21 protein-coding genes are annotated in these 22865 nt (G+C 49.9%); 14 read left to right on the forward strand and 7 right to left on the reverse strand.

All coding sequences use genetic code 11. From position 1 onward, the window contains the following. The first annotated feature begins 325 nt into the window (after positions 1-325). Genes nirB through CWO84_RS08205 form a run of 3 tightly spaced genes read left to right on the forward strand, consistent with a single transcriptional unit; the run spans position 326 to position 4167 of the window. Complete coding sequence (gene nirB / locus CWO84_RS08195) at positions 326-2866, forward strand: nitrite reductase large subunit NirB (RefSeq protein WP_101052283.1); 2541 nt, start codon at positions 326-328, stop codon at positions 2864-2866. Next, complete coding sequence (gene nirD / locus CWO84_RS08200) at positions 2866-3246, forward strand: nitrite reductase small subunit NirD (protein WP_101052284.1); 381 nt, start codon at positions 2866-2868, stop codon at positions 3244-3246. The genes nirB and nirD overlap by 1 nt, the downstream gene beginning before the upstream one ends. Positions 3247-3249: 3 nt before the next feature. Next, positions 3250-4167: a PhzF family phenazine biosynthesis protein gene (locus CWO84_RS08205; RefSeq protein WP_101052285.1), complete on the forward strand. Its 918-nt coding sequence runs from the start codon at positions 3250-3252 to the stop codon at positions 4165-4167. Between the two features lie 3 nt (positions 4168-4170). Here CWO84_RS08205 and CWO84_RS08210 read toward each other — a convergent pair whose 3' ends face one another. From CWO84_RS08210 to CWO84_RS08230, 5 genes are all read right to left on the reverse strand, one after another. Next, positions 4171-4686 carry a metal-dependent hydrolase gene (locus CWO84_RS08210; protein ID WP_033156299.1) on the reverse strand — a complete coding sequence of 172 codons (516 nt, stop codon included), beginning with the start codon at positions 4684-4686 and terminating at the stop codon, positions 4171-4173. 61 nt (positions 4687-4747) lie between these two features. Further along, positions 4748-6112, reverse strand: coding sequence for a cell envelope integrity protein CreD (creD, locus tag CWO84_RS08215; protein ID WP_033156298.1), 1365 nt, complete (start codon positions 6110-6112; stop codon positions 4748-4750). Positions 6113-6273: 161 nt separating this feature from the next. Beyond that, positions 6274-7521: a hypothetical protein gene (locus CWO84_RS08220; protein ID WP_033156297.1), complete on the reverse strand. Its 1248-nt coding sequence runs from the start codon at positions 7519-7521 to the stop codon at positions 6274-6276. Positions 7522-7719: 198 nt separating this feature from the next. Then, entirely contained in the window at positions 7720-8067 is a 348-nt protein-coding gene (locus tag CWO84_RS08225) for a hypothetical protein (protein WP_033156296.1), read from the reverse strand. 127 nt (positions 8068-8194) lie between these two features. Beyond that, positions 8195-9073 (reverse strand): HDOD domain-containing protein, encoded by an 879-nt coding sequence (locus tag CWO84_RS08230; RefSeq protein ID WP_033156295.1) that lies wholly within the window; start codon positions 9071-9073, stop codon positions 8195-8197. Positions 9074-9161: 88 nt separating this feature from the next. Between CWO84_RS08230 and prmB the strand changes: the two genes are divergently transcribed. The 10 genes from prmB (at position 9162) to CWO84_RS08290 (ending at position 17425) form a co-directional block, all read left to right on the forward strand. After that, entirely contained in the window at positions 9162-10091 is a 930-nt protein-coding gene (gene prmB, locus CWO84_RS08235) for a 50S ribosomal protein L3 N(5)-glutamine methyltransferase (protein WP_101052286.1), read from the forward strand. Positions 10092-10093: 2 nt separating this feature from the next. After that, on the forward strand, positions 10094-11182 hold the full coding sequence (gene aroC / locus CWO84_RS08240; protein ID WP_033156293.1) for a chorismate synthase: 1089 nt from the start codon (positions 10094-10096) through the stop codon (positions 11180-11182). Further along, positions 11183-12337 carry an MFS transporter gene (locus CWO84_RS08245; protein ID WP_101052287.1) on the forward strand — a complete coding sequence of 385 codons (1155 nt, stop codon included), beginning with the start codon at positions 11183-11185 and terminating at the stop codon, positions 12335-12337. A 34-nt stretch (positions 12338-12371) separates the two neighbouring features. Beyond that, positions 12372-12986: a MotA/TolQ/ExbB proton channel family protein gene (locus tag CWO84_RS08250; RefSeq protein ID WP_020481246.1), complete on the forward strand. Its 615-nt coding sequence runs from the start codon at positions 12372-12374 to the stop codon at positions 12984-12986. Beyond that, a complete protein-coding gene (locus tag CWO84_RS08255; RefSeq protein ID WP_033156291.1) occupies positions 12986-13417 on the forward strand; it encodes a biopolymer transporter ExbD in 432 nt (143 codons plus the stop codon). Before CWO84_RS08250 ends, CWO84_RS08255 begins: the two co-directional genes overlap by 1 nt. After that, positions 13417-14418 carry a tetraacyldisaccharide 4'-kinase gene (gene lpxK, locus CWO84_RS08260; protein WP_033156290.1) on the forward strand — a complete coding sequence of 334 codons (1002 nt, stop codon included), beginning with the start codon at positions 13417-13419 and terminating at the stop codon, positions 14416-14418. The genes CWO84_RS08255 and lpxK overlap by 1 nt, the downstream gene beginning before the upstream one ends. Next, complete coding sequence (locus CWO84_RS08265) at positions 14411-14602, forward strand: Trm112 family protein (RefSeq protein ID WP_033156289.1); 192 nt, start codon at positions 14411-14413, stop codon at positions 14600-14602. Before lpxK ends, CWO84_RS08265 begins: the two co-directional genes overlap by 8 nt. Beyond that, positions 14599-15381, forward strand: a complete 783-nt coding sequence (gene kdsB / locus CWO84_RS08270) for a 3-deoxy-manno-octulosonate cytidylyltransferase (RefSeq protein ID WP_033156288.1) — start codon at positions 14599-14601, stop codon at positions 15379-15381. The genes CWO84_RS08265 and kdsB overlap by 4 nt, the downstream gene beginning before the upstream one ends. A gap of 8 nt (positions 15382-15389) precedes the next feature. Then, positions 15390-16190 (forward strand): NERD domain-containing protein, encoded by an 801-nt coding sequence (locus CWO84_RS08275; RefSeq protein ID WP_101052288.1) that lies wholly within the window; start codon positions 15390-15392, stop codon positions 16188-16190. Positions 16191-16951: 761 nt separating this feature from the next. Next, positions 16952-17425: a GNAT family N-acetyltransferase gene (locus CWO84_RS08290; RefSeq protein WP_101052290.1), complete on the forward strand. Its 474-nt coding sequence runs from the start codon at positions 16952-16954 to the stop codon at positions 17423-17425. A gap of 2 nt (positions 17426-17427) precedes the next feature. On the opposite strand, the gene CWO84_RS08295 is transcribed toward CWO84_RS08290, so the two are convergent. Beyond that, positions 17428-17886, reverse strand: coding sequence for an EVE domain-containing protein (locus CWO84_RS08295; protein ID WP_033156283.1), 459 nt, complete (start codon positions 17884-17886; stop codon positions 17428-17430). A gap of 416 nt (positions 17887-18302) precedes the next feature. Between CWO84_RS08295 and CWO84_RS08300 the strand changes: the two genes are divergently transcribed. After that, complete coding sequence (locus CWO84_RS08300) at positions 18303-22118, forward strand: DUF1631 family protein (RefSeq protein WP_101052291.1); 3816 nt, start codon at positions 18303-18305, stop codon at positions 22116-22118. A gap of 27 nt (positions 22119-22145) precedes the next feature. Here the strand turns inward: CWO84_RS08300 and dnaQ are convergent, their stop codons facing one another. Further along, positions 22146-22865 (reverse strand): DNA polymerase III subunit epsilon, encoded by a 720-nt coding sequence (dnaQ, locus tag CWO84_RS08305; RefSeq protein ID WP_174843454.1) that lies wholly within the window; start codon positions 22863-22865, stop codon positions 22146-22148.

Below are 22865 nucleotides of genomic sequence, written 5' to 3' on the forward strand. Positions count from 1 at the left end.
CAAGTAACCGGTTTTTTTGCCTTATTTGAGTGCGAATTTTGCGAAAAAAATAATGTCTGGCGGCGGGAAGCGGCGTTTTTAAAGGGTTTTTAATGTTGGCATAAATTTTGTTAAAGATTTAGCAAGTCTCGTCGTTAGACTTTACCCCCGTATTAAACCTGGACAAAGGCGTCCTGCTTGAATGAGTCAATCATTCGAACAGGATGCCTTTTTTTTTGGCTGCGAAAAAGGGCGGTAGCGACCAGACAGTAGCTCCTTGAATCGCCTTACCGCCACTAGGCCGTGTAGCGCGTTTGCATAAATTCTGAGTAAACAGAGGCCCCTGATGAATATGAAACAAACCCTGGTTGTTATCGGCAACGGTATGGTAGGCCAGAATTTTCTGGCTGGATTGGTCGCTAGCAATGCGAGAGATCGCTATCGGATTGTCACATTCTGCGAAGAGCCAAGAGCGGCTTACGACAGGGTGCATTTGTCCGAGTATTTTTCCGGGAAAACCGCGGCCGATTTGTCTTTGGTGGAAGACGGCTTCTTTGCCGAGCACGGTATCGAGATTTATTTAGGCGACAAGGCGGCCAGTATCGACCGGGAGCGTAAGCAAGTCACCTCTGCCAAAGGTGTAATAGTCGATTATGACAAACTGGTATTGGCAACCGGCTCTTATCCTTTCGTACCGCCGGTGCCGGGGCATGAAAGACCGCAGTGCCTGGTGTATCGGACCATTGAAGATTTGGAAGCGATGAAAACCGCGGCAGCCAAATCCAAAGTTGGTGTAGTCATCGGCGGCGGTTTGTTGGGTTTGGAAGCGGCCAAGGCTTTGAAAGACTTAGGGCTGGATACGCACGTGGTCGAATTTGCGCCGCGCTTGATGGCGGTACAGCTCGACGAAGGCGGCGGGGCGATGTTGAAGCGCAAGATCGAAGCGCTGGATGTGAAAGTACATTTAAACAAAAACACCACACTGATCGACGACGGCACCGAATGCCTGCATAAAATGAATTTTGCCGATGGCGAAACGCTGGAAACCGACATCGTATTGTTCTCCGCCGGCATCAGACCGCGCGACGACATAGCCCGTGGCTGCGGCTTGGAAGTGGGGCCGCGCGGCGGCATAGTGATCGACAATCAGTGCCGTACCTCCGATGCAGATATTTATGCGATTGGCGAATGCGCACTGTGGAACGGGCAGATTTTCGGTTTGGTCGCACCGGGTTACGCGATGGCGCGTACCGTGGTTGCTGATTTGGCAGGCGAAGCAGGCAGTTTTACCGGTGCCGATATGAGCACAAAACTAAAGCTGATGGGCGTCGATGTGGCTAGCATCGGTGATGCGCACGCCAGGACCCAAGGCGCGATGGTGTATACCTATCAAAACGGTGCCAGTGAAATCTATAAACGCTTGGTGGTTAGTCAGGATCAGAAACGGCTGTTGGGCGCGGTTTTGGTCGGCGATGCGTCCGCTTACAGCACTTTGTTGCAATATTGCTTGAACGGCATCGAGCTGCCTGAGCATCCGGATTCTTTGATTTTGCCGCAACTTGCCGGTGAATCGGCCGGTCTCGGGCCGGATGCCTTACCCGCATCGGCGCAGATTTGCTCCTGTTACGATGTCAGCAAAGGCCAGATTTGCGGCGCAATCGAAGCCGGTTGCACCACGCTCGGCGGCCTGAAAGCCGAGACCAAGGCCGGCACCGGTTGCGGCGGGTGCTCCGCGCTGCTGAAGTCGGTATTGGATTGCGAATTGACCAAGCTGGGCGTGGAAGTCAGTACTGATATTTGCGAGCATTTTCCGCACACTCGCCAGGATTTGTATAACCTGGTGATGGTGGAAGAAATCAAAACCTTCGACGAATTGCTGGACAAACACGGCAAGGGTTTGGGCTGCGAAGTCTGCAAGCAAGCGGTCGGTTCCATCCTGGCTTCACACTGGAACGACTATATTCTGAAAAAAGAACATATCGGTTTGCAGGATACCAACGATATTTTCCTGGCCAATATGCAAAAAGACGGCACTTATTCGGTGGTGCCGCGCGTTGCCGGCGGGGAGATTACCCCGGATATGTTGATCGCAATAGGCCAAGTCGGCAAAAAATATCAGCTTTACACCAAAATCACCGGTGGCCAGCGTGTGGATTTGTTTGGCGCCCGCGTGGAGCAATTACCGGCGATTTGGCAAGAACTGATCGATGCAGGGTTTGAATCCGGCCATGCTTACGGTAAATCCTTGCGTACCGTCAAATCCTGTGTCGGCAGCACCTGGTGCCGGTTCGGTGTCGATGACAGCGTCGGCTTGGCGATAGAGTTGGAAAATCGCTATAAAGGCTTGCGCGCGCCGCATAAAATCAAGTTCGGCGTCTCGGGCTGTACCCGCGAATGCGCGGAAGCGCAAGGCAAGGACATCGGCGTGATTGCTACCGAGAACGGCTGGAATTTATATGTCTGCGGCAACGGTGGCATGAAACCGCGTCATGCCGATTTGTTTGCCACCAATCTGGATAAAGAAACGCTAATCAAATACATCGACCGGGTGTTGATTTTTTATGTCCGCACCGCCAACCGGATGCAAAGGACTTCGGTATGGATGGAAAATATGGAAGGCGGTTTGGACTATTTGAAATCGGTGGTTATCGAGGATCGGCTGGGTATAGGCGCACAATTGGAAGGGCAGATGCAGCACGTTATCGATACCTATCAGTGTGAATGGAAAACCACGCTGGCGGACGAGCAACGCCTGAAGCGCTTCCGGCATTTCGTCAACAGCGATCAAGCCGACGACAACGTGGTGTTTGTCGAGGAACGCGGCCAAGTGCGGCCAGCCAACGCGCAAGAACGTAAACATTTCAAATTGATCGAGGAGGCGGCATAATGAGTACGTGGATAGATGTGTGCGGCATCGACGATTTGCAAGCCGATTCTGGGGTGTGTGCCTTAGTAAAAGGCAAACAAGTCGCGATTTTTTACCTGCAACGCCGGGAGGAAGTCTATGCCATCGGTAACTTCGATCCGTTTAGCCACGCCAACGTTCTGTCGCGCGGTATGATAGGCGACATAAGCGGCGAACCGATGGTCGCGTCGCCGATGTATAAACAGCATTTCCATCTACGTACAGGTGTGTGCTTTGAAGATGCCGGCGTCAGTGTGCCGGCCTATCAAGTACGCCTGGAAAACGGCAGAGTCGCCGTGATGCCGGCGTCGTCGCCTGCGCAACAAAAATCGCCGTCTTTGGCTGTCTGTGAAATGGAGTAAGGTGTGAACTACCAATATTATATCGCTGATGTCTTTACCGACCAGATTTTCAACGGTGCGCAGATAGCGGTATTACCGAAGGCCGACGGCTTGAATGCCGAGCAAATGGCCAAGATTGCCAAAGAATTGAATCTGTCGGAAACGGTATTTCTTTTTCACAAAGCCGATGGCAATAAGCACCGGCGGATGCGCATATTTTCCCCTTTAGGCGAAATCAATTTTGCCGGGCATCCGATTATTGCCGCAGCCTACGTGTTGGCTATGTCCGGCGGTGTAGCGTTAACCGAACCGCTGACTAAACTCGAGTTCGAACAAAATATCGGCGTTATTCAAGTTAATCTGTCCAGTCAGGATGGCCAACCAAGCTTGGTGCAATTTAGCCGTAGCGTCGATTCGATAGTCGACCGCTTTGCGCCCAGCGACGATGAAATTTGCAGTTTCTTAGGCTTGCAGCTTGCGGAGCTGGATCATAAAAAATACTCGCCACGCCTGGTGTCTTGCGGGTTTCCTTATTTAGTAGTGCCGGTTTGGAATGTCGAATCGGTGCGCAAAGCCCGCTTTAATTACGCGGCTTGGGCGCAATCCACGGCACCGCAAACCGCGGCGCAGGAAATCTTGCTGTTTTGCCCGAAATCATCGAGCCCGGAAGCGGACTTCAAGGCCCGCTTGCTGGGACCCAATATCGGCATCCATGCCGATCCGCCGGTCGGCAGCGCGATACCGGCGTTTTGTTGTTACCTGTGCTCGTTTGAACACACTCAGAAAGGCACCCACACTTTTGCGGTGGAACGCGGTGATCTAAGCACTCGCCGCAGCTTGATCCACTTGGAAATGGATAACAAAGGCCTGGAGAACTTGACCATCAGGGTCGGTGGTCAAGCCGTGTTGTTTGCCGAGGGAACGATCCATCTTCCGGATTAAGGTTTATTCGACCAATTCGAGCCTATTTAACCGACGCCTAAACCATAAACCGGTAGCCCAAATTACCAGCAAAATTTCCAGCACAAAGGATCTGTGCAGCAGAAAATTCAGCCACCAATCCTGGTAGACACTGGGCACCGTAATCAAGGCAAAAGGCTTGTTTACGAAGGGGGCCAGCCAGTAGATATTGGTTGAAATATAATCCAGCACCATATGCAACATACCGTTGCCGGTAAAAATCAGCGCCAACACCGGCAGCTTCTTGTGCCGGCAATGCTGAAAACACAGGATCGCCAGCGTTAATAACAGCAGCCAGACGCTGGGAAAGTGACTGAAATAACTGTGATGTGGGTGAGCGCGGTGGTCGAAACCATAAAAATAAATCATATCCAGATCGGGCGCGATGCTGCCGAGCATGCCGGCGCGCAGAAAATTTATCCCGGTGACCCCATATTTTGCAAATCGCCTAAACAGCAGCGTCGATACGATATAGCCGGCCGGAAGATGAGCAACAATCATAACTACCTCGATTTTGTTGCTCGGAACGCTGCTTAGAGCCAACGCCCCGAGCCGGTGGGATTTAAATGATTGCCGAGTTATCGGCAGCGGATTGACTCAGTCCATACCAATCCAGGCGCCGCGTGGTAACCATCGCCAGGGCCAACAAGACAAACATCAGTAAAGATCCGAGCATCAGCGCGTTATCCTCTGACTCCAACAAGCCATACAAACTTCCGAACAAGCCGCTCAGTAAGGCGCCGGCGCTAATACCGCGTTTGGCGCTGCGCAACACTGCACTGAGATAGAAGCCGATCAGTATTACGCAGGCAGCACTGGCGATTAAATACGCCAGCACAAAGTCCAAATGCTCCGACAAACTCAACAGCAGCAGAAAAAACATCGCCAACGCCAAACCCACCAAGGCGTATTGCGCCGGATGAATCGCCAGATTTTTCAGAATTTCGAACAGAAAGATGGCTGCAAAAGTCAGACAGACGAACAGGAAGCCGTATTTACTGGCTCTATCAGACAAGGAATAGACATTAATGGGTTCCATCAAACGTATACCAAAGCTGTCGTAACAACTGATAGCCTGGCACTTACCAAGACTTTCGGCGACGTTCGACGCCAGCGCATCAACCGACCATAACGCATGAAAACCGGCCTCGCCGACTTGCTGGGTTTGCGGATCAGGCAGAAATCGGCCGTAAAAGCTGGGGTGCTGCCAGGCTGAGGATAATTCCACGCGGGTTTGCTTGCCGGCCGGAATAAAATCCAGCGATTCGATGCCGCGTATTTTTAGCGTGAAAGCAAACGGTATGTTGATGGCGCCGAACTCGACCGGCGGTGCATCCAATGACACGTGCATGCCGTTGGCTTGGTGCATGGGTAACTCCGCGCCTTGTTCGAAGGCATATTGCTTGCCGCCCCATTCCATGCCCGGCGCTTCCAGTACCCCGCGCATATCTGCCAGCACGACGCTGGCGTAAGGGGTGCCGAAACTGATCTGGCCGTTATGTAGCGGCTTGGGATTGCCGTAAGCACCGGGCAGTTTCATATCGCCTTTGATGCTGACATTCAGTACATAAGAGCGCACTTTGAACAGGCCGCGCTGCTTGGTTTCCGTAGCAAGCTCGCCGGCTATATTCAGGTGCTCGGGAAGAAAATACAGCAGCCGATTATCGACACGTTCGATTTGTTCACGCTTGGGCAGTCCGTCCTGTTTGGTTTCGATAATCTCGGTCCAGCGCTCGGTGTAAGGTACAGTCAACAACGGGCCGAACAATTGCTGGGGACCGGCAGAACTGGCGGCAATGTCGCTCACCGCCTGTTGTTGGCGTTCGGCGCGTTCGCCCACCAGATTTTTTATCATGCCTATCGGTATCAGCAGCACCAAAGTCAGACCGAACATTATGCAGATCTTTTGCCAGAGTTTTTTTTGCATCGCGTTTATTCCGTGGAGTTAAAAGACGATGAACAGCATGCACCGGCAAGGTGAGCGGATGATGGTGGGAATGTGAAGCGAGGGTGAAGTGGGCAGGACTGCTGTGAGGGGTAATGCGAGGGGAAGGGCATGGCTAAGCCTTCAGCCATACCCTAAAAAGCTTAATCAATGGTTTCCACCCAGTGACAGCGCTCTTTGACGATAGGTGCGGTGTGTTCGTTAGCGATGCCTTTGGCGATCAAGGCAATCACCCGGTCGTCCGTATCGTAGCCGATATGGGCATCCATCGGATTCGCCAGTTTACCCAAGCCAAACGCATCATAAACCCTGGCGACGTTAATATTGATATTGGTGACATTCACGCATAATCGCGAATCCAGATATTTATTCACGAAATCGTGCGGAATGGCATAGCTGAGTAAATCGTTGGGGTCGCTAAACGCGATCACCGAAGTTTTCGCCATGATCCGTTCATTGTATTTGGCGCCGTCGGCTTGGCAATAAGTGTCGGCATGATTCGCCACTTCCGGTAGTGCCCGTCCCAATTGCAGCATGGGCAATTGGTTGGACATCATGTAAATAGGTATCTCTTTATTCTTTAAAACATTGGTTAATGCGGTGTAGTAGCTGGCCGTTTCGCCGTTGCCCAGCTTCGAGGCAATTTGTTGCAAGCCGTCGATAGTAATGCGGCTACCCAAACTGTGGGAGATGAAGGCGTAGCTGTCGTTGTAAAACGGTGTGACGTTCTTGGTGGAGCAGGTTTGCTTGACGTCGTCCGGCAGGTTGTTCCAGTCGCCGTGGATCATCCAGCAGAAGGATTGCGCGAATGCCGACAAAATATCCTCGCGTTTCTCTCCCAGATAAATGATAGGGTCCGGTCCGGTATCGTTAGAGAATTTTTTTAACAAATCGTTGACTTCGGCGCGGCGAAACGACTGCTCTCCGGAGTTATCGTAGGACAATACTTCTTTTTCCTTGGCACTAATCTCCGACCAGGTTAGCTCGTAAAACAGCATTTCCTGCGACTTATTAGCATCCAGATAACGGTGGATACGCAAATTGCCCAGTGGTCGCTCAAGGCCTTTTGCATCGGCCAAGCGGATATTTTTGACATTTTTGCTGGTGACGGTCAGATCAAGTTCCTTGGCCAGCTTTTCCATGAACTGGGTGGAGTAACCCGGCAAGTGGTTGCCGACTCCGTGCACCATCAGCAGCTTCATTTTCCGGTCATGCACTTCCAGCTGCGGTTTGATGCCTTCGAATTTATCGCCTTTGATTTCGCAAATGCGGGTGTCTTCCGCTTCCTGCTTTTCCAGAATGGCTTCGGTAATCCCTTTGCCGAGACTGGCGCAACCGTTTAACAGCACGCTGATCGCCAGTATCAGCAGCTTGATGTCGATTTTTTTCATGGCTTGGGTAGTGTTTATTGCTAGAGAGTGGTGGTATAGGAGCGCAGCCCCCGCGTTACGCGAATGGCTGCTGCATGTCATGCGGAGATTTTATGATAAATCCCAGTTGCTCGGGAGGCTTAATCGGGGCGCGAATTGTAAACGCTGGTAAAAATAACGTGTCGGCCGCAGCAACTGCAGCTTGCAGTGCGCGCCAGCTTATTCTTTATCGAGTTTTTTCTTGGCTGCCTCGGCTTGTGCGCCGATTTTTTCGACTGTTTCCCGATATTTGGCCTGAGCCTGATTGGCGTGGTCAGCAATGATGCCGTTATCGGTGTTGGCTTCTTTGATCAAGCATTCGAAATAATCGCGGGATTTTTGTTGCCAGGCGTTGATCGCCGCAATGCTTTTATTGTAGGCATCGATATTGCCGGCATCGATAGTAGGTGACTCGGGCACGGCGCCGCAACCGCTGGGTTGCCAACTGCCGTTGGCCAGGCTACCGGCTTGCGCGGGGTTTGCAAATAGGGTGGGCAGCAAGGCGGCGATTAATAATGTATGTTTCATCTAGCTAACTCCTTTGGTAAGAAAAAATCCAAGAATACTCAGGGTTACGAATTACAATTTGCGCAATTCAATCAGGGCCGAATTATTCCGCAACTCGAGTAGATTGCCAACGCTGGCGCTGAGCGGTTTAACTCAACATCTGCCGGATATGCTCGATCTCATCTTTAGCCTGGTCGAGAATATTGATACTTAAATCCGCATCCAGATTGCCTTTTGCCAATTTTTTATAAGCAGGCAATTCGTCCAGCTTGGGCATTTGTTTGATGTCTATCTTGCCGATGAAGCTATGCAATTGCGAAATCATGACTATGTCGCTGTAACTGGCGGTTTCGCCGCTGTCGCGGTGCCAGTTTTCAGCGTGGATGATCACGTCTTCAAAGTCGCTGGGAAAATCCCATTTGCGGATAATTTGCACGCCAATCGGGCTGCGCAATTCGCGCACCGCTTCAGCCAAGTCGCCCGGATTAGCCACAATCTCCGGTTGCCGGTCGGCGTAAGCCAGAATCGGCACCACGCCAATATCGTGAATCAAGCCGGCCAACATGGCCCGGTCCGGATCGAAGCCGGGCGTTTTATGGGCAAATACCGCACTGATCGCCGCCACGTAACTGCTATGCACCCAAAGCTCTTGCATCTTACGGCGAATCACCGGTGATTTGGCGTTGAACACCGCTTTTAACGCGAAGGCGGTAATAATGTCCTGCGCGGCTTTCAAGCCCAAACGGGTCAAGGCTTCCGGACAGCTTTCGATCTTGCGCCGGCCCCGGTATAGCGGGCTATTGGAGATTTTGACCAAGCGCGCAGTAATACTGGGGTCGATTTGCACGACTCGGGCGATTTTATTGCTGTTGGCGTTGGGTTCGTTAATTGCCCGGCGGATTTTTACCGAGACATCCGGGATGGTCGGTAACGCCAAGGAATCGGATTGCATATATTTAAAACAATCCTGATACAGACGATTTTTTGCCAGTTTGGCGGATAGCGCTTGAGAATGGGCCTCGGTCATTTACTGTGCTTTATTCGGGCAAGCGGCGGGGGATTGGTTTAAAATCCGCTGCTGCATTTTTAAACGTATTTTTAAGTATAGACACGCTATGAATATAACAGGCCCGGATGTTATCACAACCCTCAGCAGCATCAGAGACTATATTCGCTGGGCTGCCAGCCGGTTTGCCGATCATCAGGTTTTTCTGGGTCACGGCACGGTCACGCCTTTGGATGAAGCCGCGGCGATTGTGTTGCATACCTTACATCAGCCTTACGATTTGGATCACGGCTATCTGGATTCGGTGTTGACCATGGCCGAACGCCAGGCGGTGGTGGCGTTGATCGAACGCCGTATCGTCGAGCGTAAGCCGTCTGCGTATTTAACCCACGAAGCGATTTTTGCCGGCCTTTCGTTTTATGTCGATGAACGGGTCTTGGTGCCGCGCTCGCCCATCGCCGAACTCATCGCCGAACGCTTCGAGCCTTGGGTGGAAGAAACCCAAGTGTTCAACATCCTGGATTTATGTACCGGTAGCGCCTGCATCGCTATCGCCTGCGCTTATGCCTTCCCGGATGCGCAAGTGGATGCAGTGGAATTGTCGGACGATGCGTTAGCGGTAGCCCAGATCAACATTGAAAAACATGAACTGGAAGAGCAAGTCCAACTCTATCAATCCGATTTATTCAACGACTTGCCGGCCAAGCCTTACGACATCATCGTCAGCAATCCGCCCTATGTTGCTATCGCCGAATGGGAAAGCTTGCCTGCGGAATTTCATGCTGAGCCCGAGATGGGCTTTACCGGCGGCGAGCACGGCCTCGATCTGGTGTTGCGGATTCTGGTTGACGCCAAACGCTACCTGGCGGAGCAGGGCATCCTGATCATTGAGGTCGGTAGCAGCGCCGAAACCTTGCAGGAAATGTTCCCGGACGTGCCGTTCCAATGGTTGGAATTCGAGCGTGGCGGCGACGGCGTATTTCTGCTCACCGCAGCACAAGTCTCTCTTTATCACTCACACTTTGTTAGCGCTTTATAACCATGTCCGGAAACAGCATAGGAAAATTATTTACCGTCACCACCTCCGGCGAAAGCCACGGCCCGGCCTTGTTGGCTATCGTCGATGGCTGCCCTCCCGGTTTGGAACTGTCGGAAGCGGATTTGCAGATCGATTTGGATAGGCGCAAACCTGGCACGTCTAGGCATACCACGCAGCGCCGCGAAGCCGATGAAGTAAAAATCCTGTCCGGCGTATTCGAAGGCAAAACCACAGGTTGCCCGATTGGGCTGATGATCGAAAACACCGATCAACGCTCCAAGGATTATTCGAAAATTGCCGAGAGCTTCCGACCCGGCCACGCCGATTACACCTACCAGCACAAATACGGGTTTAGAGATTATCGCGGCGGCGGCCGCTCCTCGGCCCGCGAGACCGCAATGCGCGTTGCCGCCGGCGCGATTGCCAAGAAATATCTGTTCCAAGAACATTGCGTCTTGGTGCGCGGCTACTTGTCGCAACTGGGTCCGATCAAAATTGACGCATTCGACTGGAACGAAATTCCTAACAATCCGTTCTTCTGCCCCGATGCCGGCAAAGTTGAAGAAATGGAAAAATACATGGATGCACTGCGCAAGGAAGGCGAGTCGATAGGCGCGAAGATCGAAGTAATCGCCAGCAACGTGCCGCCCGGCCTAGGCGAACCGATTTTCGACCGCCTGGATGCCGAACTGGCTTATGCTTTGATGAGTATCAACGCCGTTAAAGGCGTGGAGATTGGTGACGGTTTTGAGTGCATCGATACCAAAGGCACGAAATTTCGTGACGAAATCACCCCGGAAGGCTTTTTAAGCAACCATGCCGGCGGCATTTTAGGTGGGATTTCCAGTGGCCAGGACATCATCGCCCGGATTGCCTTAAAACCCACCTCCAGCCTACGTTTGCCGGGCCGTAGCATCAACAGCAAAGGTGAAGTGATTGAAGTGGTCACCGAAGGCCGCCACGATCCTTGCGTCGGCATCCGCGCCACGCCTATCGCCGAAGCGATGGTCGCCATCGTCTTGATGGATCATTTGCTCCGGCATCGCGCGCAAAACCTGCATGTAAATTCAGGATTGCCGATTCTGCGCTGAATGAGCGTACCTTACTGGCGCTTATCCGGCTTTTACTTTTGCTATTTCGCCACGCTGGGCGCATTCCTGCCGTTTTGGAGTTTATACCTTAAACAAGTCGGTTTCGCCGCCACCGAAATCGGCGAGCTGACGGCTTTTTTGGTGGCTACCAAGATTATTGCGCCGAATTACTGGGGTTGGCTGGCCGACAAAACCGGACGTAGTTTACGTCTGATTCGCATCACCTCGCTGCTGTCGGTGCTGTGCTTTGCCGGTTTTTTGTACCGCAGCGATTATCTATGGTTTGCCGCGGTGACTGTGCTTTTCAGCTTTTTCTGGAATGCCACCTTGCCGCAGTTTGAAGCCGCGACCCTGTTTCATCTGCAAGTCGAACCGCAGCGCTACAGCCAAATCCGGCTATGGGGATCTATCGGCTTTATTGCCGCAGTTCTGGGCATAGGCCGGTTTCTGGATCAATTTAGCATTGCCTATTTGCCCTGGATTATCGGCAGCTTGATGCTGATGAATTGGCTGATGGCTTTAATCACGCCGGAAGCAAAGCCGCGCCTGACCCACAGCAATACTGGTGGCATCCGGCAAATTCTAATGAAACCTGAGCTGCTGGCATTTTTGCTGGTTTACATGTTGTTGCAAGTCGCGCATGGCCCTTACTATGTGTTTTATTCGGTTTACTTAAAGCAGCACGGCTATTCCGCGACCGAAACCGGTTTGTTGTGGGCCAGCGGTGTCGCGGCCGAGGTGTTGTTGTTCATGGCGATGCGGCAATTGTTGAAATGGCTCTCGCCGCGCACGCTATTGCTTTTTGCGGTATCACTCAGCGTAGTGCGTTGGCTGTTAATCGCTGATGGGGTGGATTCGCTGGCATTGACGATCATCGCGCAAATTCTGCACGCAGCCACGTTTGGGGTCGCGCATGTCGTGGCTATGCAATTGCTGTTTCAGTATTTCGGCGAACGCCATCAAAGCAAAGGGCAGGCGCTTTACAGCAGTATCAGTTTTGGCTTGGGCGGCATGATAGGCAGTCTTTACAGCGGTTATTTCTGGGACATGCTAGGTGGCCGCCTGGTGTATATCATCGCCGCCCTGGTGTGTTGCGTGGCTTTGCTGATTACCTATATCGGTGTGGCTCGGCAATCTCGCCTCGGATTGGGTTAAAATTGACAGGTTTCAGGAAAGAGGGATAGACAACGTGTTTGAAGTAATCAAAAACGGCGGCTGGATGATGGCGCCGATCATCTTGTGTTCCATCGTGGCGATGGCGATCATCGGCGAACGCTTTTGGTCCTTGCAACGCAAACGCATCATTCCCGTCGATTTGGTGCCGTACATTTGGCAATTGCATAGAGACAAGAAACTCGACGAACCGACCATCAGGCGCATTAAACTGAGTTCGCCGCTCGGGCGGATTCTGGCAGCCGGCTTATTGAATCGCAAACATGGCCGGGAAATCATGAAATCCAGTATCGAGGAAGTGGGCCGGCAGGTGACGCACGAGCTGGAGCGTTATTTAAATGCACTGGGCAGCATCGCTTCGATCACGCCTTTGTTAGGATTATTGGGCACAGTGGACGGCATTATCCGGGTGTTTTCCGACATCGCGATAGGCGGCATGGGCGATCCTGCGGTGTTGAGCGGCGGCATTTCCGAAGCCTTGATTTGTACCGCTTCGGGTTTGACCGTGGCGATTCCCAGCCTGTTTTTTCACCGTTATTTCGAACGTCTGGTTGATGATCACGTGGTGCGGATGGAAGAAGAGTCGCTGCGCCTGATCGACATCATGCAAGGCGCGCGCGAGGATATTTAATGCAATTCCGCCGCAAACGCCGTACGCAGGTCGATATCGGCTTAATCCCAATGATAGACGTGTTGCTGGTTTTACTATTTTTCTTCATGGTCGCTACCACGTTTCGTCATCACTCCGAATTGAAGATCAACCTGCCTGAAGCCCAAGGCAGCGACGCCACGGAGCAGGCTAAGACCATTAATTTATACGTCGATGCCAAAGGCACTTATGCCTTGGCCGGTGACGACAACCAGTTTCATGAGCTGGTGAATCAAAACCTGGATGGTTTGAAAGCCGCCCTGGCGCAAACCGCCGGCGAGTCCAGATTGTTACCGTTCATCATCAGCGCCGACGGCAAAGCCCCGCATCAAGCCGTAGTCAGCGCCTTGGATGTCGCCAATCAATTAGGCTTTCACCACATCACTTTTGCTATCAACCGCCCGGAAAAATAATGAACCCGAAATTAGTGAAATGGTTTGAGGACGCCTGGTACAAGGAGATGTACATCTCGGCTTGGCTGATGCCCTGGTCGATGTTGTATGTCGATGCCATCCGCTTGCGGCGCTTTTTGTACCGCATCGGCGTATTGAAAAAAACCAGGCTACCGGTGCCGGTAATCATCGTCGGTAACATTACCGTGGGCGGTACCGGCAAGACGCCCTTGGTGATCTGGATGGTCGAATTTCTGAAACAACACGGCTACAAACCGGGCGTGATCAGTCGCGGTTATGCCGGCGCGGCCAGCACCAGTCCGCAAGCAGTCACCGCCGACAGCGACCCGGCGCAAGTCGGTGACGAAGCGGTGTTGTTAGCCAAACGTTGCGATTGCCCGATTGTGGTAGGGGCGGAGCGAGTAGCGGCGGGTCGGCAATTGTTGTCTATTAACGCCTGTGATGTCTTAATCTCTGATGACGGTTTGCAGCATTACGCATTGGAGCGCGACATCGAAATCGTCGTGGTAGACGGTCAGCGCCGCTTCGGTAACGGTTATTGTCTGCCGGTTGGCCCGCTGCGCGAGCCGCAGGAACGAGTCAAACAAGTGGATTTGGTGGTGGTCAACGGCCCGGATGAACTGCTGGAAGGCGAACTGCCGATGCACTGCAAGGGCCAGCAACTGATCAACATGAAAACCGGCGAACGAAAACCGCTGGTCGAATTCAAAGGCATGGCTTGCCACGCCGTCGCTGCGATAGGCAATCCGGCACGCTTCTTTGCGCAATTGGCGGCTGCCGGACTGGATTGTCAAACCCACGCCTTGCCCGACCACCATCCGTTTACTGCCGAAGACTTGCAATTTAAAGAGCCTCGCCCGGTGCTTATGACCGAAAAGGACTCGGTGAAATGCGCCCGCTTCGCGACCGACCAGCACTGGTATTTACCTATCGATGCCGAATTGCCCGAGGCATTTTCTCAACAACTGTTAAAACTACTAAAAGACAAAGCTCATGGATAAAAAACTACTCGAGATTCTGGCCTGCCCGCTGTGTAAAAGCTCCCTGATTTACGACAAAGACAAGCAGGAATTGATTTGCAAAGCCGACAATTTAGCCTTCCCGATCCGCGATGATATTCCGGTAATGCTGGAAGACGAAGCCCGCGAACTGAGCTTCGAAGAAGCGGACGCTCTGCGTAAATGAGCGGCGGTTTCAAAGTCGTCATTCCGGCCCGCTACGGCTCCACCCGCTTGCCGGGTAAGCCCTTGTTGGACATCGCGGGCAAACCGATGATCGTGCATGTATGCGAACGCGCGCTGGAAGCCGACGCCGAGCAAGTGGTAGTGGCGACCGACGACCAACGCATCTTCGATGCGGTCAGCGACTTAGGTTTGCAAGCGGTAATGACCGATCCAAACCACCAGTCCGGCACCGAACGTATCGCCGAGGTAGCGCGGATCATGGGCTGGGCCGACGAACAGATCGTCGTGAATCTGCAAGGCGATGAACCGTTGATTCCACCGGCTTATATTCGCGATGCGGCCTTGGCGCTGGCTGGACAGGAACAGGCTGGGATTGCCACCTTGGCGGCTAAGATTTTGGACGTGGAGGAAATTTTCAATCCGAATGCGGTGAAGGTGGTGTTGGATAAAAATGGTTATGCCTTGTATTTTAGCCGGGCGGCGATTCCGTGGAACCGTTCGACTTTTCCTGACAAGCACGATATTGCGTCTGCTGCTTTGCCGCATTTGAGGCATATTGGTATGTATGCTTATACGGTGGGTTTTTTGCAGCGGTATTGCGGTTGGGCTGCGTCGCCGTTAGAGAGTGTTGAGTCGTTGGAGCAGCTTCGGATTCTTTGGCATGGGGAGCGGGTATTGGTTCGCGTAGTTGATAAGACGCCGGAGGCGGGGGTGGATACGGAGGAGGATTTGGTGAGGGTTTCAAAACAGATCATGTACTCAGCTAGTCAACCAAACTAAGCTCACAAATGAACACCTCAGCGGTTTTAGTACAAATTTTTGGGCCATTGATAAGCAATTTTTGGTGGTTGATACTACTCGCTATTGTTGTAAGTGTTCTTAAATCTCCAGTTATCAAAGGGGCGTTTGGCGAAGGACAAGTCAATTTGGCAGCGAAATTCTTGCTGGACAAAGACATATACAAACTGATTAAAAACGTAACCTTGGTTACGGAAAGTGGCAGTACACAAATAGACCATGTAATAGTGTCCCGTTATGGTGTATTTGTTATCGAAACCAAGAATATGAAGGGCTGGATATTCGGGGACGCTAATCAGAAAATTTGGACGCAAAAGATTTACCGTCACACAACTAAATTTCAAAATCCGTTACATCAGAATTACAAGCATACTCAGGCATTGCAACGATTTTTAGCGCTTGATCCAGAAAAGATATTTTCGCTCGTTGTATTTGTTGGAGATAGCTCTTTCAAAACGCCAATGCCAGCCAATGTTGTCTACGCCGGAGAATTTATTCGCTTCATAGAAAGTAAAACTCAGTTACTTTTTAGTGATAGTCAGGTTCACGAGATTTTTGCCAGATTACAATTTGGACGATTGGAACCAACTAACAGAACACATAGGCGCCACGTAGAGCACGTTAAAAATATTGTTCAGGCCAAACAGACTCGGCATCATGAAAACTCGTGTCCGAACTGTGGTAAATCTATGGTCATAAGAACAGCAGGAAACGGTGCCAATAAGGGCAAACAATTTTGGGGTTGTACTGGCTTCCCAAAATGTAGGGCGATCAAGCAAATCAATACCTAATTTTGGAAATGATCTCTAAGGTAAGGGTGTCGCTATCGCGAAGCTTGATTTAATCGGGTTCTCGCACCCGAAGGCGAGATACTTTCTTTTGCTCCGCCAAAAGAAAGTATCCAAAGAAAAGGCGGCCCGGATGCCGCTTTCATCCTGCGCGCCGAAGCTTTTATCGAGGGTCGGCAGAAGGGGCTTCCCAGCCCCTCCGCCGACGCACCGCATCCATGCGGTGCCCCTTCGGGCTGTTCTCGATAAAAGCTCCGGTGCTCGGCGCGGCATACGGGGAAACACCGTTGCTGTGTAGCAGGGGGATTAATGTATTCTCGTGGTCTTAACGCTCCCTATCCTTGCGGGAGAGGGTTGGGGTGAGGGGGAAAATTCTTGCAGCATTTGTTTGGACTCCCTCATCCTAACCTTCTCCCTGGGGGAGAAGGGATGGTTTTAATTATTACGACAGCTTTCCCGTAGGAGTGGGTTTTGGTCCCGTATTTCGAACCCGAGCATCGCAGTTTTTTGCAGGAACAGCCCGGAGGGGAGCGGCAGGGATGCCGCTCGTTGGCGAAGGGGCAGGAAGCCCCTTTTGCCAACCCCTGCAAAAAACGAGAAGCGCAGGATCAGGGCGAAATCCGGGTGTCTTTTCTTTTGGATACTTTTCTTTGGACAAGCAAAGAAAAGTATCTCGGCTGTCGGGCNTAAAGCCGTCGCGATAGCGACGCCTTGTAATTGTTATTCAAATTGGTTGAAAAACGTTCGTTCCGTAGACACAAACAATGACCATCATCAACCTCTCCCAAGAACCCCACCAAATCCCAACCCTAGCCCAATGGCACCACGCCGAATGGGCCGATCTGAATCCGGGCCAAACCTTGGAACACCGCATCCAAAAAATGCAGGCTTATTTAAGCAACAAATTAATCCCGAGCACTTACATTTACAAACATGAAGACCAGTTGGCCGGCTCGGCAGCCATCATAGAAAGCGATATGGATACCCGCCCGGAACTGACGCCATGGTTAGCCAGTGTTTACGTGGCCCCCGAATTCCGCCGGCAGGGCATCGGCTCAGAGTTGGTAAAACATGTCATGTTGCAAGCTAAGACAGCCGGCGTTGCCAAGCTCTATCTGTTCACGCCGGATCAGGCCAATTTCTATGCAAAACTTGGCTGTACTGCAATGGCGGAGGAATATTATCGCGACCACTGCGTGACGGTTATGAGCGTGACTCTAAAAGATCCGAATGTTTAGACTTACTCCAAACCGAGAATAAATGCCCATTGCTCGGCATTCACCGGCATGATCGACAGACGGTTGCCGCGGCGCAGCAAGGCCAGATCGGTTAGTTCGGTTTTCAGTTTCAGTTCGCGCAGACTGATGTTACGCGATAGCTTTCTGACAAACTTTACATCGACCATGTACCAGGTAGGCTTGTCCGGATTACTTTTCGGGTCAAAATGCTTATCGTCCGGGTCGAACGCGGTAAAGTCTGGATAGGCTTCGCGCACCACTTGCATGATGCCGACGATACCCGGTTCGTCGCAGTTGGAATGGTAAAAAAACACCTGATCGCCGATTTTCATGTCGTCACGCATCATGTTTCGGGCTTGGTAGTTGCGGACACCGTCCCAATGCTCGGTTTGGCCGGGTCGATTAAACAAGTCGTCAATGCCGAAGGTGTCGGGTTCTGATTTCATCAGCCAGTAATTCATAGATGTCCACTTTGGGGGTTGTTGTCAGGTTTTTTTATTTATCCCAAACTCAGACGCAATCGGCAAGCAAAATCGCGCAAAACATTGGCCGAAACTTGGGTTATGTCGTGAGTGCTTGAAGCTGTTGAACTATAGACCCCGGCGAGACTCAAGTAACCATTGAAACCGCGCTTTTTGTGCGCTAAATATTCGCCTGAACTGGTCTACACTTGACAACCAGCCGGGACCGCACTCAAGCCTATCGTGGTATAGTATCCGCACCAGTATTGTCGTTAGATAGATAGTGCTTAAATAAATACATTTCCGCTTCGTTAAATAATGTCAATTAGTCTATTTACGGAGTTTACACTGGCTTGGTTTAAACAACACGGTCGGCGTCTATTATTACGGTAGTTTTTTCCTATTTCATCTGATTTATGTCTGTTAGTATTAAAAAAAGCAAAAGACGTCGCTATATTAGATATGCGATTGATCTAAACGCTTTATTGATAATCGACCAAACTGATACACTGGAATGCCGTATTCTGGATTTTTGTAGCGGTGGATTTTATCTGGTTTTTGATAAAAGTCATCCGCAGATTGCATTGCATAAAAATATAAAAATTCGCTTTTCTATTCAATTGGAGTTCGAGCTAAAAACTTTTGAAGTAGATGCGCAAATAACGCATATTGGTTCGACGGGAGTAGGCCTTGTCACTGAACAGATGCCCGCCACCACGTTTAATGCGTTAAGAAAAATAGCAAATGTTGGATCGCTTTCCTCAACGAATGACAATTTAGATACTTCACCAGACAATTTAAATCAAGAAAATTATAAAAACACATTTAAACAATTTCTAATAGAAAGCTTGCCTTTATTAATCGATAGGTTTTTTGACTCGCTGAGCGATTGCATGGAAGCTGCGAACACGCATGCTGAGTTTTTTTCCAATCCATCGGCTTTTGACGACTTAATTACCACGCTAAAGCTGAATAGAGAGATTATTAGTAGCGAATTTTGTTGTTCTGTTATATATCAGGTTGATTATATTTCCAGTGACAACGAAAAAAACTCAGATGCTTTATATCATGATTCGCTTTCATTAATCGAAAAAGACGACTTTGAAGACTGGTTGAATATGTCGGCTACTTTCAGAAAGCTTAAAAACTATTTTGACGACGAGCTTAATCTGTTAGTTAGAGAATTATGCAGGGTGTTTGGTATATTTGATAATACGGTCAATAATCCGATTGGTCCGGGGGTTTTATGTGACAGCTTTAGGGAAATATTCTTACAGCTAGAGCTGGGGAGTAATATAAAAAAGGCAATTTATAATTGCTTCGAAAAAATATTAATTATCGAGTTGCCGGGTTTTTATAAGCAAGCAGCTGCGACTTTAGCTAAGTTTGAATCCGCGCGATTGCAAATGCCCGTTCATAGTAAGCAGAGCGGCTCCGCTTTTCATACAAAAAATAGCGATAAACAGCAAGTTTATTTCAATGACTATTTGGATGCCGAACCGCTGGTCGTTCACAAAGCTATTCAACCTTTAAGCCAGGTTACAGGCAAATTACTGAACCTGTTAACTGAAACAATGGCCGTATCTACCGATACCCAGCGCAAGGAAAATACCCTGCCTCTCAATAATGTCCAGCAAGTATTTGACCCAGCGGAAGTTTTATCGGCGATTGCGAAAATCCAAAAGGATATTACCGCTAAATCTGGCCTGCATTTAGATACCACAACACTGCAAAAAAGCCTTGCCGATAAATTACAAGCTGATAATCCGGAGGCAAAATCGTTGGCCGCAAACGATGTTCAGCGCCTTGAACTGTATGGCAGGTTTTTTGATGCCTTGTTCGGTGAGCTTGAGTTTTCTAAAGATATTAAAGATTATTTGGAAAGTATTCATTTACCTCTATTGTCATTGCCCATGCAAGGTAATGATTTTCTGGATTCCGAGTCGCACCCTGCCCGAAAAATACTGAATCAACTAGCTGTTCTGGAACCTGCGATTAAAAGTAATCGGGTAATCAAAAATACGAATATAAAAAATACTGTAGAAAAAGCAATAGCTCGGATTTCCGCTGAGTCCATTAGCAATCCTAATGTTTTCACTGAAGTCGAGCATGAATTGGATAGCGTCACTAAGCAGTGGACAAAATCCAATGAAACCAACGTCAAACGTATAATAGAGCCTTACGAAGGCCAACAAAAATTGGAGGCGGCAAGGCTAACTATTCAGCAGGAAGTTGATAAGCGTATAGCCGGCCGTTCTGTACCATCGATTATTCCCACGCTACTTGGCGCTGGATGGCAAGACCTGTTAGTGATTGCCGAATTAAATAAGGAAGCTAAGCCTGAGGAAAAAGCCTCTTATCTGAAAGTAATTGACGATTTACTATTTTGGCTTTACGAACAGGATTCGTTTCTGAATATGCAATCGGTCAGCATTCATACCACACTCAAATTTATCGAAGAGAATCTAGGCACGGTTTGTCCTAACTTATTCAAACGCGATAATGTTATTGAAGAATTGTTTGCTTTACTGGTGGGTAGCGGTGTGCCAAAAGTTAGGAAGCCGATGGATACCGTCAGAATTCCCGCGCCTAGATCCATGCAGGACATTATAGAATCTGAATGGGCAGCGCAAGTTTCACAATTACAGGTGGGCGAATGGCTGATAATCTATAGAGGCTCCGAAGGTTTTGAACCGATGAAACTGGTGTGGATAGGCGATATTTTACCAATTTGCGTTTTTGTTAATCGCGATGGACTGACTAAGTTAGAGCTTAATAAAACCGAATTGGCATTACTTTTGGAAAATGGCGGAGCGAATAGAATAGAAAGCCTGGATGTGCCTTTAATGGATCGCGCGACTAACCAAATGTTGCAAAACATGCATAGCAAATTGATTTATAACGCTACGCATGACGCGGAAACCGATTTACTCACCAAAGACGAGTTTGTTAAACAGCTAAAAATCGAGCTCGTTAAACTCGATAGTACCGGCCATATCTTGGGTCATATAGAGGTTTTGGATTTTCGCGTCATTACTAATGTTTGCGGAGTCACTGGCGGCAAACAATTCTTAAAAACGCTCACGCATTTAATCAGCGAGCAGTTGCGTGATGGCGACTTATTCGCGCGAATCGGTGATAAATCGTTCGCAGTGCTGCTAAAAGATTGCGGAGCGCAAACTGCTTATGAATTATCCAAAAAGCTGTTAAAAGTCATTAGTGAATCGCGGTTTCAATGGCAAGATAAAAGCTATACCATCGGTGTGAGTATCGGTTTGGTGCCGTTCGAACAGAACAATTTTGACGTTAACGAGTTGTTGCAAAATGCCGATACCGCCAGCATGTCGGCAGAGCGTTCCGGTCCGAATAATGTTTTACTTTTTACGCATGATGACGAGAATTTAAAACGTCAAAATAAAATATACGAATGGATAGGCAATATTGACAAGGTGTTTTCCGAGAATAGATTGTTTTTACGTTGCCAAATGATTGCCGCTGTCGATGAAGCCAGTGCCAGTCATCAACATTACGAAATTTTGCTGGGTATTAAAGACGAAAACGATAATATTATTCCGCCCGATCATTTCATACCTGCCGTGGAACGCTGTAAGCGTATGCCGGAAATTGATCAATGGGTGATTACCAACGTGCTTATGTGGATTGAAAATAATAGACATTATTTCGATCATATTGATGGGTTTGCGATCAATTTGTCCGGACAATCTATTAACAGCGAAGAATTTTTAGGCTTTCTTAAAGGGATATTGGAATCAACCAGCGTGCCCACAAATAAACTGACGTTCGAAGTCACGGAAACGGTTGCAGCGGAAAGTTTTTATTTAACAAATAGTTTCATCAAGGCCATCAAACAGTTTAATTGCAAATTTTCTTTGGATGATTTCGGGTCAGGCTATTCGTCGTATTCCTACCTGAAGAACTTGAATATCGATTATCTGAAAATAGACGGGGCCTTTGTCAAAGACATATTAAATGACAAAGCCGATGTTGCCATCGTTAAATCCATGAATGAAATCGCTCATTCCCTGGGCTTGACGACCATCGCTGAATACGTCGAAAGCAATGAGATTAGAGAGGTTTTAAAAACCATAGGCGTCGACTATGCCCAAGGCTATGGCGTGCATAAACCAATGCCGCTCAGCGAGTTGGTCATCGAACCACCGCCGAGCGCACCGCTTTTTTCATTTGAAGACACTGAGTTCTGGGGCTTTTGAAAGCGGGGCGTTTAAAAGACGGCCACACTACTGTTGCCACAAACAATTGCCGCTGACTTTGGCGATTTTCGCCAAGCGCTGTTGGTGCGCCAGTTCTTCCTCGCTACTGCAAGCAATGATTTTTAATGGCGCTCTGTCGGCCGATAGTCTAACGATAGCCTGTTCGCCGCCATTGCCGGTGTGATCGCCTTCATCCAACAGGGAAGCCTGGCCTCCGGTCATCAATAAATAGACGTCCGCCAGGATTTCCGCGTCGAGTAAAGCGCCATGCAATTCGCGGTGACTGTTGTCTATGCCGTAGCGTTTACATAAGGCATCCAAACTGTTTCGTGCGCCGGGGTGTTTTTTTCGGGCGTAAGCCAGGGTATCGAACACGGTGCTATTGGTTTCGATACGGCGTTCTTCCCCGGCTAATAGCGCCAATTCGTGATTCAAAAAGCCGACGTCAAACGGTGCGTTGTGGATGATCAGCTCCGCACCCTGAGTAAAGCGCATAAAGTCTTCGACCACGTTGGCGAAGCGCGGCTTATCCTTTAAAAACTCATTCGTTATGCCATGGACTTCGATGGCGCCGGCATCAATTTCCCGGTCCGGATTCAGATAGACGTGAAAATGATTACGGGTCAAACGGCGGTTAATCAGTTCCACGCAGCCGATTTCGATAATCTTATGGCCTTCCTTGGGGTTGATGCCGGTGGTTTCGGTATCCAGCACCACTTGCCGGATTTGGCGGGGTTTTTGACTCAT

Origin of the sequence: Methylomonas sp. Kb3, assembly GCF_002834115.1 — a bacterium.
GTDB lineage: Bacteria > Pseudomonadota > Gammaproteobacteria > Methylococcales > Methylomonadaceae > Methylomonas > Methylomonas defluvii.